Here is a 14,409-nt window from a genome sequence, read left to right on the forward strand (position 1 = left end):
TCGCCAACCGCCATCAGGTGTATCAACGCGCCCGTGCTGCCCGCCCCGAGCGGTGGTCAGAAAATACGCGCCGCTGGACGCCGAGCGGCTCCGTCTGGCTCAATCCGGAGCGACCTGAATTAGGGAGCGAAGGTCATGGGGCCGCCGACGCGCTCTCCCAGGAAGCTGGCAGTGGCCCCATGACCGACCCTGCCGAGCGAGCAGCCTGAAAACAAGGACAGGCGACAACTCCTTTGACAAACACCGCGGCTGCAGGTTGACAGGTTCGTACCTGCATGAAATAGGCGCCCGACACGGGCTGGGCAGAGAATCGTCCCGTCCGATCTTTAAAACTTTTGCTCGACAAGGGCACGCCGTCCGAGGTGGTCGCGATCGTACGGGTCGCTGGCCAAGAACGTCCGAGAGGGGACCGAAGGGCGCGATTGAAAAGGAGAGAGCGGATGTTTGCCGTTCTGAAGACCGGTGGGAAGCAGTACCGGGTCGCCGAGGGTGACGTGCTTCGTGTGGAAAAGCTGGCCTGCGAGGCCGGCGAGAAGGTTCAGTTCAACGACGTGCTGATGATCGGCGGGGACGAGGTGCGCGTCGGCTCGCCGCGCGTAGACGGCGCTGCCGTGCAGGCCGACGTGATCGACCAGATCCGGGGCGAGAAGCTCATCCATTTCGTCAAGCGCCGGCGCAAGCACGGCTCGCAACGCACGAAGGGGCACCGGCAATATCTTACGTTGCTGCGAGTGACCGATATCCTCGCTTCGGGTGCGGAGTCCTCTGGCGTCAAGGCGGCCGTCGGGGCCGGATCGATGCCGCGGACGGCGCGCGACTCCGCGGCGGATGCGGTGAAGGCTGCGCCGGCAAAGGCGCGGACCGCGTCGAAAGCGGCTGTTGGCAAGGCGTCCGACCTCGCGGATGATGCGGTCGCGGCTGTCGAAGAGGCAAACGACAGCACATCGACCGTCACCAAGGCCGCTGTGGCTGGTGCAGCCGCCGTCGGGGCCGCTGCGATGGTCGGCGCCGCCGTCGCCGCCTCATCCTCCGGAGAAGAAGTGGGCACCCGCCCGTCGAACCTTATGGACGAGGCAAGGGATGGCAAACCGGACGATCTGAAGAAGATCTCGGGCGTTGGCCCGAAGCTGGAGTCCAACCTGCACGAGCATGGGGTATTCCATTTCGACCAGATTGCCGCTTGGGGTCCGGACGAGATTGCCTACATGGACGAGACGCTGTCGTTCAAGGGACGCATCGAGCGTGACGGCTGGATCGAACAGGCGAAGCGATTCGCCGCAGAACAGGAGTAAGTTAGCATGGCACACAAGAAAGCCGGTGGCTCCTCCCGCAACGGTCGCGACTCCGCGGGCCGTCGCCTTGGCGTGAAGCTCTTCGGCGGCGAACGGGCTGTCGCAGGCAACATCATCGTACGTCAGCGCGGCACGAAATGGTGGCCGGGCGAGGGCGTGGGCCTTGGTCGGGATCACACGATCTTCGCCACGACCGACGGTGCGGTCACCTTCCGCAAGGGGTTCAAGGGTCGCACCTTCGTAAGCGTGCTTACCCAGGCGGAGGCCGCCGAGTAACCCGGACCCGCAGCGGTCGAGAATTTCGGGGGATCGGCGATAACGCCGGTCCCCTTCGTCGTTCTCGGTAACGATTTCTTGGGAGGATCGTCCGATGGAACACTCAGCCTCTGACGGTTCGACGGGTTCGGATCACCGTGAGCCGTCCAGTGCCGCGGTGCGCAAGCGAGAGGTGAGAGCCGTTCAGGCGCGCGATTGCCTGCCGGTATCAAGGCAGAACGCTTATGCGCTTGGCGGTTGCGCCGCCGCGGGACCCGGACGTGCAATCGTGGGTGGCGCAAGCACGGGACGTCCGCAGGCAGAACTCGGGTTTCGTCCCGGACGATAAAGGGGGAACGACATGACGCCGCAAAGTGCACCGCATAGGCTGGATATCGTTAGGACCGAGGATCAACGCGTCCTGACGACCGAACGTCTGATCATTCGGCCCCTTCGTCGATCCGATATGGGCCCGATCGAGCTGCATACCGGCGACCGCCGCCTTGCGAGCAACACGGCCTCGATTCCGCACCCGCTTCCGCCCGGGGCGACGGATGCCTTCGTCACCCGGGTCATGTCCGGCGCGGGCGACGAAACGGTCTGGGCGCTGGACGCCTCGCCGCGGGACATGGGGGAACTCGTCGGCGTGGTCAGTCTGAAGCCCCTGGATCGCGCGCAGTCCGAAATCGGCTACTGGGTCGCGCCGTCGCTCTGGAACACCGGCTTCGCCTCCGAGGCGGTCACGGCGTTGATGGCGGCCAATCCGCTCGGCTCGCGCCAGATCTTCGGCTCGATCTTCCAGGACAACCCCGCTTCGGCGCGGGTGCTCACGAATGCCGGCTTCGACTACATCGGCGATGCCGAGACCTATTGCGTGGCCCGTCAGGCTGTCGTGCCGACCTGGACCTACATGCGCCAGATGGCTTGAGGCCGGTCCGGGCCCGGCGTAAGGGCTGAGCCATGAAGTTCCTCGATCTCACCAAGGTCTATATTCGCTCGGGCGGCGGCGGCTCCGGCGCCGTGTCGTTCCGGCGCGAGAAGTATATCGAGTACGGCGGACCCGACGGCGGTGACGGCGGTCGTGGCGGCGATGTCGTGGTCGAGGCAGTCGAGGGGCTGAACACGCTGATCGACTTCCGCTACCAGCCGCATTTCTTCGCCAAATCGGGGCAGGGCGGCATGGGACGCCAGCGTACGGGCCGGGACGCGGACGACATCGTGATGCGCGTGCCCGTGGGCACCGAGATCCTCGACGAGGACGAGGAGACGGTGATCGCCGACCTGACCGAACCGGGTCAGCGGATCGTGCTCGCGAAGGGCGGCAATGGCGGTTTCGGTAACCTGCACTTCAAGACCTCTACCAACCAGGCCCCGCGCCGGGCAAATCCCGGGCAGCCTGGAGTGGAGCGCACGATCTGGCTTCGGCTGAAGCTCATCGCGGATGTCGGGCTGCTCGGGCTGCCAAATGCGGGCAAGTCCACCTTCCTCGCCGCCACCTCGAACGCGCGGCCGAAGATAGCCGACTACCCGTTCACGACGATCGTGCCCAATCTCGGCGTGGTCGGCGTCGACGGTATCGAGTTCGTCGTGGCCGACATTCCGGGCCTCATTGCGGGTGCGCATGAGGGGCGCGGCATCGGCGACCGGTTCCTCGGTCATGTCGAGCGATCCGGCGCGCTCCTGCATCTCGTCGACGGGACGGCGGCGGACGTGGTGGCGGACTGGCGCACCATCGTGACCGAGTTGGAGATGTATGGCGAAGGACTGGCGGAGAAGCCGCGCCTGACCGTGCTCAACAAGATCGACGCGCTGTCGGAGGACGAGGTCGCGACGCGTCGCGATACCTTGGCCAGGGCTGTGGGCGGCGAGGTCATGGCCATGTCCGGCGTGTCCGGCACGGGCGTGACCGAGGTGTTGCGCGCGCTGCGTGTGATGATCGGCCGGGACGCCGCGGAGGCGACGCCCGAGGAGGGGGATGCGCCGTGGAGCCCGGTCTGAGTGCCGGGCTTCTGACCGCCGCCCGGCGGATCGTCGTCAAGATAGGCTCCGCGCTTCTCGTGGATGCGTCCACCGGCAGGGTTCGGTCGGACTGGTTGCGCGGGCTCGCCGCCGATGTCGCGGAGCTGCGGCGGGAGGGCAAGGACGTCATCCTCGTCTCGTCGGGCTCGATCGCGCTCGGGCGCCACGCGCTCGCGCTCCAGCCTCCGCTTTCGCTGGAGTCGTCGCAGGCCGCCGCCGCCGTGGGTCAGCTGCGTCTGGCGGCGGCCTACGACGAGGTGCTGGCCCCTTCCGCACAGATCCTCCTCACGCTCGACGACAGCGAGGATCGTCGCCGCTATCTCAACATGCGGGCAACCTTCGAGACGCTCCTGTCCCTCGGCGTCGTGCCGATCGTCAACGAGAACGACACGATCGCGACGGACGAGATCCGCTACGGCGACAACGACCGACTCGCCGCGCAGGTCGCGGCGATGGCGGGGGCGGAGGTCTGCGTGCTCCTGTCCGACGTGGACGGGCTCTACACCGCCAATCCCGCGCTCGACCCGGACGCCGTCCATATCCCGGTGGTGGACGAGATCACCGAGGAGATCGCCGCCATGGCCGGAGAGGGCGTGTCGGGCCTGTCGAAGGGCGGGATGATCACGAAGCTCATGGCCGCGCGGACGGCGACGGCGGCAGGCTGCGCGCTCGCCATCACGCGCGGGGGCGACCGTCCGCTGCGGGCGCTTGCCGCCGGTGCGCCGGCGACGTGGTTCACGGCGAAACTCGACCCGCATACCGCCCGGAAGCGCTGGATCGCCGCGATGCGACCGCGCGGGACCGTGGCAATCGACGAGGGTGCGCGGGCGGCGCTGAATGCGGGAAAATCGCTTCTGACCGCGGGCGTGACCTTTGTCGGAGGCAATTTCGGACGTGGCGAGCCGGTTGCGATCGAGGGACCGGACGGACGCAAGCTCGGGCAGGGGCTCATTCGCTACACGGGCGAGGAGGCACGGGCGATCAAGGGCTTGCGGTCGGGCGACATCGCGACGACGCTCGGCTATCCGGGGCGCGCGGCGCTGATCCACAGGGACGACATGGTAATATGAAGGACGCGATCGAGGACGTGCCGGGGTTGATGGCGGAGATCGGCGCCGCCGCGCGGGCCGCGTCGACTGCGCTCGCGACAGCGCCGGCGGAGCAGAAACGGGCGGCGCTCGACGGCGCGGCCGACGCGCTCCGGGCGCGGCGGGACGACGTATGCGCGGCAAATGCGAAGGACATGGCGTTCGGGCGTGACCGCGAGTTGTCGGAGGCCATGCTGGACCGGCTCCGCCTCGACAAATCCCGCATCGAGAGCATGGTCGAGAGCCTTCGCGCCATCGCCGCGCAGCCGGACCCTGTCGGCACCGTGCTCGCGGAATGGGAGCGGCCGAACGGCCTCCGTATCCGCCGCGTGCGCACCCCGCTCGGCGTGGTCGGCGTGATCTACGAGAGTCGGCCGAACGTTACTGCCGATGCCGGCGCGCTGTGCCTGAAGGCGGGGAATGCTGTGATCCTGCGCGGCGGATCGGAGAGTTTCCATTCCTCCCGCGCCATCCACGCGGCGCTGGTCGCGGGTCTGACCGGCGCCGGCCTGCCCGAGACGGCGATCCAGCTCGTCCCCACCCGCGACCGCGCCGCCGTCTCCGAGATGCTGGGCATGGTCGAGCATATCGACGTGATCGTGCCGCGGGGCGGCAAGGGGCTCGTCGGCCTCGTGCAGCGTGAAGCGCGCGTGCCGGTCTTCGCGCATCTCGAGGGGATCGTGCATGTTTACGTGGACCGCTCCGCCGACCCGGCCACGGCCCGCAGTGTCGTTCTCAACGCCAAGACCCGGCGCACAGGGATCTGCGGTGCGGCCGAGTGCCTGCTCGTCCACCGCGACGTTGCGGAAACGCTCGGCGCGGAGATCGTCGCGGACCTGATCGCCGCGGGCGTCGAAGTGCGTGCCGGGCCGGGGCTCGATGGGTCCGTCCCGGCGACCGAGGACGATTGGGGGACCGAGTTCCTCGACTTGAAGATCGCCGCGAAGGTCGTGGACGACGTGCACGACGCGATGACCCATATCCGGCATTACGGCAGCAGCCACACCGACTGCATCCTCGCCGAGGATGCGGATGCCGTCGCCGCCTTCTTCGCCGGGCTCGACAGCGCGATTCTGATGCACAACGCCTCCACCCAGTTCGCCGATGGCGGCGAGTTCGGAATGGGGGCGGAGATCGGTATCGCCACCGGCAAGATGCACGCGCGCGGACCCGTCGGGGCAGAGCAGCTTTGCAGCTTCAAGTATCTCGTCACCGGGAACGGCGCGGTCCGGTCCTGAACCACCAAGAAAAGGCACCCGCATGTCCGAACCCCGCCCGAACCTCGTCCGCCGCACGCCCTTCCCCGACAGCGTGAGCCGCGCCGTCGTCACGCCATTGCAGCCCTCGGTCGTGTATGCCTCGCCCGACCCGGACGCGCTCGACGGGCAGTACGAAGGGCGCTCGCACGGTTACACCTACGGGCGTGAGGGGCATCCGAACGCCGACGTGCTGGCCCGGATGATCGACCGGATGGAGGGCGGCGAAGGCGGAATCATCACCGGCAGCGGCATGTCCGCGGTGACCGCCACGCTGCTCGGCCTGCTGTCGCAGGGCGACCACATCGTCGGCGGCAACCAGCTCTACGGCCGGTCACTGCGGATGATGACGCAGGACCTGCCGCGTTGGGGCATCGACGCGACGCTGGTGGACCCGACGGACGCGGCGGCGATGGCGGCGGCGATCACGCCGGCGACGAAGCTTATCCTCGTGGAGGTCGTGTCGAACCCGACCTTGCGGATCGCGGACATGGAGGGGATCGAGCGGCTCGCGCGGGAGCGCGGCCTGATCCTCGTGGTCGACAACACCTTTACCACGCCCTACGGCTTCCCCGCCTATACGCGCGGCGCCGACGTGGTGATCCATTCGGTGACGAAGCTGCTGGCCGGCCATTCCGACGTGACGCTGGGCTACGTGCTGGCCCGGGACGCGGCGCAGCGGAAGGCGATCTATGACACGAACGTCACGCTGGGCCTCACGCCGAGCCCGTGGGATTGCTGGATGGCGGAACGCGGTCTCTACACGTTCGACATGCGCTTCGAGCGGACGCAGGCCAATGCCGCCGCGCTGGCCGAGATCGTCTCGACGCACGAAGCCGTCGAGCGCGTCCTCTATCCCGGCCGCCCGGACCATCCCGATCACAACCGGGCCGGCGCGCTGCTCGGGCCCAACTTCGGAAACATGTTGAGCTTCCGGCTTCACGGCGGGCGAGAGGCGGCGAACGCGCTGACCCGTGCGGCACCGCTGGTCGCCTTCGCACCGACTCTGGGCGACGTGGGCACGACGCTCTCGCATCCCGCCTCCTCCAGCCACCGCGGCCTGACGCCCGAGGGACGTGCCGCCCTCGGCATCACGGAAGGCTTCTTCCGCGTTTCGGTCGGCTGCGAGCCGCTGGACCTGCTCACCCGCGACTTCACCGCTGCGCTCGACGCCGTCGGCTGATATGCTCGCCGCCGTCCTCGACGCGCTCCTCGAGCCGGCGCTCCTGCTCGACGCGAACGGACGGGTCGCGGTGGCGAACGGCGCCGCGCAGGAACGGCTGGGCGTCTGGGTCGTCGGGCGGTCCTATGTCAGCGTCCTGCGCCAGCCCTCGCTGCTTGCTCCGGTGGAGGACGCCTTCGCCGAAGGCACACCGGGACGGGCGCGCTTCACCCATTCCTCGGGCGAGGTCGAGACGCTCTACGAGGTGCGGGTCAGTCCGTTGCCGGCGCGCAGCGGACAGCGGCAGGTGCTTTTGGTGTTCCGCGACGTCTCCGAGCTCCGCGCCGGGGAATCCATGCGCCGGGACTTCGTCGCCAATGTCAGCCATGAGCTGAAGACGCCGCTCACCGCCATCCTCGGCTTCATCGAGACGCTGCAGGGACCGGCCCGCGACGATCCGAAGGGACAGGCACGGTTCCTCTCCCTCATGGCGCTCGAGGCGTCGCGGATGAACCGGCTGGTCTCCGACCTGCTCTCGCTGAGCCGGCTGGAAGGGCAGTCGCGGCGGCGGCCGACGGATCGGCTGGACCTGATCGTCGTGCTGGGCGAGGCGATCGACCCGATCCGTCCCGGTGCCGAAGCAGAGGGGGTGACGTTCGATCTGCACGGCCCCGACGCGGCCCCCGCGCCGGGCGACCGGGACCAGCTCATCCAGGTTTTCGCGAACCTGCTGGAAAACGCGATCAAGTACGGCGCGCGACCTGGCACGGTCGAGATCGTGGTCGACCGCATCGCGCGGGAGCCGGTGATCCGCGGCCCGGCGTGGCGCATCGCGGTGTCCGATCAGGGACCCGGCATCGCGCCCGAGCATATCCCGCGCCTGACCGAGCGATTCTACCGTGTCGATACGGGACGCAGTCGAGCCACCGGCGGCACCGGATTGGGGCTCGCCATCGTCAAGCACATCGTGAACCGCCACCGCGGCCGCCTCAGGATCGAGAGCGAGCCGGGGCAGGGAACGCGGGTGACGGTGACGCTTCCGGCCGAAATCCGACCGACCGACCCGTTGTCATAAAACCGTTACTTGATCGTCACAAAAGGCAAACATCCGGCGCCTAGCTGGCGGCATCAACGGATGCCGTGGGGCGTTCGTCCTACGTACGGAACATCAGGAGCATTCCATGTCCCTCACCAAGACCGCCATTTCGGGTCTGGCGCTCGCCGCCGTTTCCGCAACCGCCGCCGCCGCGCGCGATCAGGTTCAGATCGCCGGGTCCTCGACCGTGCTGCCCTATGCCTCGATCGTCGCCGAAGCCTTCGGCGAGAACTTCGACTTCCCGACGCCCGTCGTCGAATCGGGCGGCTCCTCGGCCGGCCTGAAGCGTTTCTGCGAGGGCGTGGGCGCGAACACGATCGACATCGCCAACGCCTCCCGCGCGATCCGCGACAGCGAGGTCCAGGCCTGCGCCGATGCCGGCGTGACCGATATCATCGAGGTCCGCATCGGCTATGACGGGATCGTCTTCGCCAGCCAGCAGAACGGGCCCGACTTCGGCGCCTTCACCCCCGCCCAGTGGTACCAGGCGCTTGCCGCCGAGATCCCGGGCGAGGACGGTGCGATGGAGGGGAACCCGAACACGAACTGGACCGACGTCGACGAGAGCCTGCCCGACGCCGAGATCCTGGCCTTCATCCCCGGCACCAAGCACGGCACGCGCGAGGTCTTCGAGGAGAAGGTCATGCTGCAGGGCTGCGAGGATACCGGCGCGATGGAGCGCATGACCTCCGCCGGCATGGACGAGGACGCGGTCGAAGAGGCCTGCATGTCGGTCCGCGCCGACGGGCGCAGCGTCGACATCGACGGCGACTACACCGAGACGCTGGCGCGGATCGAGAGCGACGCGAACGGCGTCGGCGTGTTCGGCCTGTCGTTCTACGAGAACAACACCGACACGCTGAAGGTCGCCACGATGGGCGGGGTCGAGCCCTCCACCGAGACCATCGCCTCCGGCGAGTATCCGGTGTCGCGGCCCCTCTACTTCTACATCAAGGCGGCGCATCTCGCGGCCATCCCCGGCCTGAAGGAATACGCCGAGTTCTTCGTCTCCAACGACATTGCCGGCCCCGGCGGCCCGCTCTCGGATTACGGCCTCGTGCCCGATCCGGAACTGGCCGAGACGCAGGACAAGGTCGCCCAGGAATCGGTGATGAACTGATCGGACCGGGTCGGGGGCGACCCCGGCCCATTCCCACGACGCGTCGGAGACCCAGATGCAAGTTAGCTTCGTCCTCCTGTTCCTTGCCGCCATCGGCACCTTGGCGTTCGTCTTCGCGCGGCATCGGGCCATCGCTTCGGTCGATGGCGATGCGCGTCGGTTGCACAGCCTGCCGACCTATTACGGCCTGAACGGGCTGATCGTGTCGCTCGTCCCGGCGCTGGCGCTGCTCATCGGGTGGATGCTGTTGCAGCCGCTGTTCCTCGAGCGCGCGATCCGCGGCGACCTTTCGAGGGCTGCGCTGCGCGAGGGCACGACCATGAGCCTCGTCGTCTCCGACGTCCGCCGGGTTGCCGACGGGCTCGAATCGGGGCTTCTGGCGCAAGACTTCACCGCGAGCGACTTCGCGGAGGCCACGCCGGCGGAGGTCGGCGCGATGCTGATGCAGGGCGGCACCGCGCTCGGCGCGCCGCTGACGCAGCCGGTGCTCGACGCCGCCAAGGACTACCGCGCGACGAGCCGCACGCTGCGCTGGATCATGGGCATCGCCGTCCTCGCCGTCGCGGTGATCGGCGCGGCCATCGCGATCCACCGCAGCGAAGGCACCTTCCGGGCCCGCAACGTGGTGGAGAAGGGCGTCCTCGCCCTTCTGATGGCGTCTGCCTCGATCGCGATCCTGACGACGCTCGGCATCGTCATGTCGATGCTCTTCGAGACGGCGAACTTCTTCTCGCAATACCCCTTCACGCGCTTCTTCTTCAACGCGACCTGGCAGCCGAGCTTCTCGGGCCGCGGCGGCGCGTCCGAACTCGGCATCCTGCCGCTTCTCTGGGGCACGCTCTACATCTCGTTCATCGCGCTGATCGTGGCCGTGCCGATCGGCCTCTTCTCGGCGATCTACCTGTCGGAATATGCCGGCCGGGCGTTCCGCTCCGTCGCCAAGCCCGCCATCGAGATCCTCGCGGGGATCCCGACCATCGTCTACGGCCTGTTCGCCCTGATCACGGTCGGTCCCCTCCTGCGGGACGCCATCGCTTCACCGCTCGGTCTCGGGAACTCTGCCTCCTCGGTGATGACGGCCGGGCTCGTCATGGGGATCATGCTGATCCCGTTCGTCTCCTCGCTGTCGGACGACATCATCAACGCCGTGCCGCAGGCGATGCGCGACGGCTCGCTGGGCCTCGGCGCCACCAAGTCCGAGACGATCCGGCAGGTCATCGTCCCCGCCGCGCTGCCGGGCATCGTCGGTGCCATCCTGCTTGCCGCGTCGCGGGCCATCGGCGAGACGATGATCGTGGTGCTGGGCGCCGGCGCGGCGGCCCGACTCGACCTCAATCCGTTCGAGGCGATGACGACCGTCACTGTGAAGATCGTGAGCCAGCTGACCGGCGACACCGACTTCAACAGCCCCGAGACGCTCGTCGCCTTCGCGCTCGGGCTGACGCTTTTCGTGATCACGCTGGGGCTCAATGTCCTGGCCCTCTTCATCGTCCGCAAGTACCGGGAGCAGTACGAATGACCGACGCGACCGCATCGGGCGCCGTGCCAAGCGGGGCCGGGCAGGGAAGCCTCCTTGCCAAGGACCAGCGGACGGCGAAGCGCAATGCCGCCGAGGGCCGGTTCAAGATCTACGGGCTGATCGCCGTCTGCATCGGCATCGCCGCGCTGGTGCTGCTCCTGACCTCGATCCTGACGAGCGGCTTGTCGGCGTTCCGGCAGACGACGATCGCGATGCAGGTGACGCTCGACGCGGAACGTCTCGACCCGTCCGGCGTGCGCGACTACGACGAGATGGCCAAGGTGACGACCTTCGGCTACGCGCCGCTCCTGCGCGACGGCCTGCAGGCGACGATCGCCGCTGCGGGGATCGAGACCGAACTGGACCCCGGCGATGCAATGGAGCTGATCTCCGACGAATCCGTCGCGCAGCTTCGCAACCGCGTTCTCAACAACCCGGACCTTATCGGGCAGACCATCGAGGTGAACGTCCTGGCCTCCGGCCGGATCGACGGCTTCTACAAGGGCCGCGTCTCCTATGCGAGCGCCGAACTCGACAGCAATATCAGCCCCGAGCAGTTGCAGCTTGCGGAAGCTCTGGAGGAGCGGGGCGCGCTCAAGACCGGGCTCGACTGGCGCTTCCTCACGGCACCAGATGCGTCCGACACGCGACCCGAGGCCGCGGGCCTGGGCGTCGCGATCATCGGTTCGGCCTACATGATGCTGATCGTGCTCGTCCTCGCCCTGCCCATCGGCGTGGCGGCCAGCATCTATCTCGAGGAGTTCGCTCCGCAGAACCGCTGGACCGACCTGATCGAGGTGAACATATCCAACCTCGCCGCCGTGCCGTCGATCGTCTTCGGCATTCTGGGCCTCGCGATCTTCATCAACTTCGCGGGCCTGCCGCAATCGGCGCCCATCGTCGGCGGGCTCGTCCTGACGCTGATGACGCTGCCGACGATCATCATCGCGACCCGCGCCGCGCTGAAGGCCGTGCCGCCCTCGATCCGCGACGCGGCGCTCGGGCTCGGCGCGTCGAAGATGCAGAGCGTGTTCCACCATGTCCTGCCGCTCGCCATGCCGGGCATCCTGACCGGTACCATCATCGGCTTGGCGCAGGCGCTCGGCGAGACGGCGCCGCTCCTGCTCATCGGCATGGTGGCCTTCGTCCGCGAATACCCGGACACGCCGCTCGACGGCGGTTTCTTCGACCCGGCCACCGCGCTGCCCGTGCAGGTCTTCAACTGGACGCAGCGATCCGATCCGGCCTTCGTGGAACGCGCCAGCGGGGCGATCATCGTCCTTCTCGCGTTCCTCCTTCTCATGAACCTGACGGCGATCTTCCTGCGTCGCCGGTTTGAACGCCGCTGGTAAGGGGTTATCCCATGAACGACATGCGACACATGGAGAGAGCCGTGCGGGTAGACACGACCAAGATCGCCGCGCGCGACGTGCAAGTCTTCTACGGAGACACTCACGCCATCAAGAACGTGAGCGTCGACATTCCCGACAAGACGGTGACTGCGTTCATCGGCCCGTCGGGCTGCGGCAAGTCGACGTTCCTGCGCTGCCTCAACCGGATGAACGACACGATTTCGACCGCACGGGTCGAAGGCCATATCGAGATCGATGGCGAGGATATCTACGACCGCCGCGTCGACCCGGTGCAGCTTCGCGCGAAGGTCGGCATGGTGTTCCAGAAGCCGAACCCGTTCCCGAAGTCGATCTACGACAACGTGGCCTACGGGCCGCGGATACACGGGCTCGCCAGGGATCGCGCCGATCTCGACGGGATCGTCGAGAAGGCGCTTCGTCGGGCCGCGCTGTGGGAGGAAGTGAAGGACCGGCTTTCCGCCGCCGGAACGGGGCTCTCGGGCGGACAGCAACAGCGCCTCTGCATCGCGCGGGCCGTCGCGACCTCGCCCGAGATCCTGCTGATGGACGAGCCGTGCTCCGCTCTGGACCCCATCGCCACCGATCAGGTCGAGAACCTGATCCACGAGCTGCGCGAGAACTACTCCGTCGTGATCGTCACGCATTCGATGTCGCAGGCCAGCCGCGTGAGCCAGAAGACGGCCTATTTCCATCTGGGCGAGCTGGTGGAGTACGGCGAGACCGGCCAGATCTTCACTAATCCGCAGGATATGCGGACCGAGAATTACATCACCGGAAGGATCGGGTGACACCGTGAACCAGAATCCTCACATCTCCAATGCGTTCGACCGCGACCTCGAGGCGATCCAGGCACTCATCATGAAGATGGGCGGCATGGTCGAGGAGGCAATCGACAACGCGACGACCGCGCTGATGGCCAGCGATGCCGATCTTGCTTCGCAGGTCCGCGCGAAGGATCGCGCCATCGACAAGCTCGAGGAGCAGGTGAACGAGGAGGCGGCACGCGTGATCGCCCTGCGTCAGCCGATCGCCTCCGATCTTCGGACGGTGCTGTCGGTGTTCCGCATCTCGGCGGCACTTGAGCGGGTCGGAGATTACGCGAAGAACATCGCCAAACGCACCGAAATCCTCACGGAACTGCACCAGGTCGAGGGTGGCACGGCGTCCCTGCGCCGGATGTCGAAGGCTGTTCAGCTCATGCTCAAGGACGCGCTCGACGCCTATATCCAGCGGGACGCGGACCTCGCGCGGGACGTCCGGGCGCGGGATGCGGAGGTGGACCAGATGTATAACGGACTGTTCCGCGAATACCTAACGCACATGATGGAGGATCCGCGCAACATCACTTCCTGCATGCACCTGCACTTCATGGCGAAGAACATCGAGCGGATGGGCGACCTGATCACCGGCATCGCCGAGCAGGTCGTCTATCTCGTCACCGGAGAGATGCCCGACGACGAGCGGACCAAGGCCGACATGACATCGACGGCCGCGGGCGGGCAGGCGCGCTGACATGGCCGCGCAACCCTCCGTCCTCGTCGTCGAAGACGAAGCGCCGCAGCGGGAAGTCCTGGTCTACAACCTGGAGGCCGAAGGCTACGACGTGCGTCAGGCGACCTCCGGCGGCGCGGCGCTCGACCTCGCGCGGGAGGATCATCCGGACCTCGTCCTGCTCGACTGGATGCTGCCCGAAGTTTCCGGCATCGAGGTGTGCCGTCAGTTGAAGGCCGCGGCGGAGACCCGCGCGATCCCGGTCATCATGATCTCCGCCCGTTCGGAGGAGGTGGACCGGGTCCGCGGCCTCGAGATCGGGGCCGACGATTACATGGTGAAGCCCTATTCGGTCGTCGAATTGATGGCGCGCATCCGCACGCAACTACGACGCGTTCGTCCGGCCTCGATGGGGGAGCGGCTGGAATTCGAGGATGTTCTCGTCGACACCGCCGAGCACCGCGTCTTCCGCGCCAGTCGCGAGCTGCATCTCGGGCCGACCGAGTTCCGCCTCCTGACCACGTTCATGGAGCGGCCGGGAAGGGTCTGGTCCCGCGACCAGCTTCTGGACCGGGTCTGGGGCCGCGACATCTACGTGGACAGCCGGACGGTCGACGTCCATGTCGGACGCCTGCGGAAAGCGCTGCGCAGTTCGGGCGAGGCGAGCGATCCGATCCGGACCGTGCGCGGCGCCGGCTACGCGCTCGGCTGAGCTTCAGACGGCTCGCCCGAACCCGT

At 67.5% G+C, this 14,409-nt stretch carries 15 protein-coding genes; all 15 read left to right on the top strand.

Translation table 11 applies throughout. From position 1 onward, the window contains the following. The coding region (locus tag Q1A87_RS11450; protein WP_299651387.1) for a hypothetical protein at nt 1-209 on the top strand (209 nt) is incomplete at its 5' end. A 231-nt stretch (nt 210-440) separates the two neighbouring features. Then, complete coding sequence (rplU, locus tag Q1A87_RS11455; RefSeq protein WP_299651390.1) at nt 441-1,292, top strand: 50S ribosomal protein L21; 852 nt, start codon at nt 441-443, stop codon at nt 1,290-1,292. A gap of 6 nt (nt 1,293-1,298) precedes the next feature. Next, the gene (gene rpmA, locus Q1A87_RS11460) at nt 1,299-1,568 is read left to right on the top strand and encodes a 50S ribosomal protein L27 (RefSeq protein WP_299651393.1); all 270 of its coding nucleotides are present in this window, start codon (nt 1,299-1,301) and stop codon (nt 1,566-1,568) included. Between the two features lie 340 nt (nt 1,569-1,908). Next, complete coding sequence (locus tag Q1A87_RS11465) at nt 1,909-2,475, top strand: GNAT family N-acetyltransferase (protein WP_299651397.1); 567 nt, start codon at nt 1,909-1,911, stop codon at nt 2,473-2,475. Between the two features lie 32 nt (nt 2,476-2,507). Beyond that, a complete protein-coding gene (obgE, locus tag Q1A87_RS11470) occupies nt 2,508-3,545 on the top strand; it encodes a GTPase ObgE (RefSeq protein WP_299651399.1) in 1,038 nt (345 codons plus the stop codon). Nucleotides 3,546-3,556: 11 nt separating this feature from the next. Beyond that, nucleotides 3,557-4,636 carry a glutamate 5-kinase gene (proB, locus tag Q1A87_RS11475; RefSeq protein WP_299651608.1) on the top strand — a complete coding sequence of 360 codons (1,080 nt, stop codon included), beginning with the start codon at nt 3,557-3,559 and terminating at the stop codon, nt 4,634-4,636. Then, on the top strand, nt 4,633-5,892 hold the full coding sequence (locus Q1A87_RS11480; protein WP_299651403.1) for a glutamate-5-semialdehyde dehydrogenase: 1,260 nt from the start codon (nt 4,633-4,635) through the stop codon (nt 5,890-5,892). The genes proB and Q1A87_RS11480 overlap by 4 nt, the downstream gene beginning before the upstream one ends. A 22-nt stretch (nt 5,893-5,914) precedes the next feature. After that, a complete protein-coding gene (locus tag Q1A87_RS11485; protein ID WP_299651406.1) occupies nt 5,915-7,093 on the top strand; it encodes an aminotransferase class I/II-fold pyridoxal phosphate-dependent enzyme in 1,179 nt (392 codons plus the stop codon). A gap of 1 nt (nt 7,094) precedes the next feature. Continuing rightward, nucleotides 7,095-8,147, top strand: coding sequence for an ATP-binding protein (locus Q1A87_RS11490; RefSeq protein ID WP_299651409.1), 1,053 nt, complete (start codon nt 7,095-7,097; stop codon nt 8,145-8,147). A gap of 106 nt (nt 8,148-8,253) precedes the next feature. Then, nucleotides 8,254-9,288: a substrate-binding domain-containing protein gene (locus Q1A87_RS11495; protein WP_299651411.1), complete on the top strand. Its 1,035-nt coding sequence runs from the start codon at nt 8,254-8,256 to the stop codon at nt 9,286-9,288. Nucleotides 9,289-9,343: 55 nt separating this feature from the next. After that, nucleotides 9,344-10,807, top strand: coding sequence for a phosphate ABC transporter permease subunit PstC (gene pstC / locus Q1A87_RS11500; RefSeq protein ID WP_299651414.1), 1,464 nt, complete (start codon nt 9,344-9,346; stop codon nt 10,805-10,807). Continuing rightward, entirely contained in the window at nt 10,804-12,159 is a 1,356-nt protein-coding gene (gene pstA, locus Q1A87_RS11505; protein ID WP_299651417.1) for a phosphate ABC transporter permease PstA, read from the top strand. The genes pstC and pstA overlap by 4 nt, the downstream gene beginning before the upstream one ends. Before the next feature lie 11 nt (nt 12,160-12,170). After that, complete coding sequence (gene pstB / locus Q1A87_RS11510; protein WP_299651420.1) at nt 12,171-12,968, top strand: phosphate ABC transporter ATP-binding protein PstB; 798 nt, start codon at nt 12,171-12,173, stop codon at nt 12,966-12,968. A gap of 4 nt (nt 12,969-12,972) precedes the next feature. Then, nucleotides 12,973-13,692: a phosphate signaling complex protein PhoU gene (phoU, locus tag Q1A87_RS11515; protein ID WP_299651423.1), complete on the top strand. Its 720-nt coding sequence runs from the start codon at nt 12,973-12,975 to the stop codon at nt 13,690-13,692. Between the two features lies 1 nt (nt 13,693). After that, nucleotides 13,694-14,383: a phosphate regulon transcriptional regulator PhoB gene (phoB, locus tag Q1A87_RS11520; RefSeq protein ID WP_299651426.1), complete on the top strand. Its 690-nt coding sequence runs from the start codon at nt 13,694-13,696 to the stop codon at nt 14,381-14,383. Nucleotides 14,384-14,409 lie beyond the last annotated feature (26 nt).

Origin of the sequence: uncultured Jannaschia sp., from assembly GCF_947494055.1 — a bacterium.
GTDB lineage: Bacteria > Pseudomonadota > Alphaproteobacteria > Rhodobacterales > Rhodobacteraceae > Jannaschia.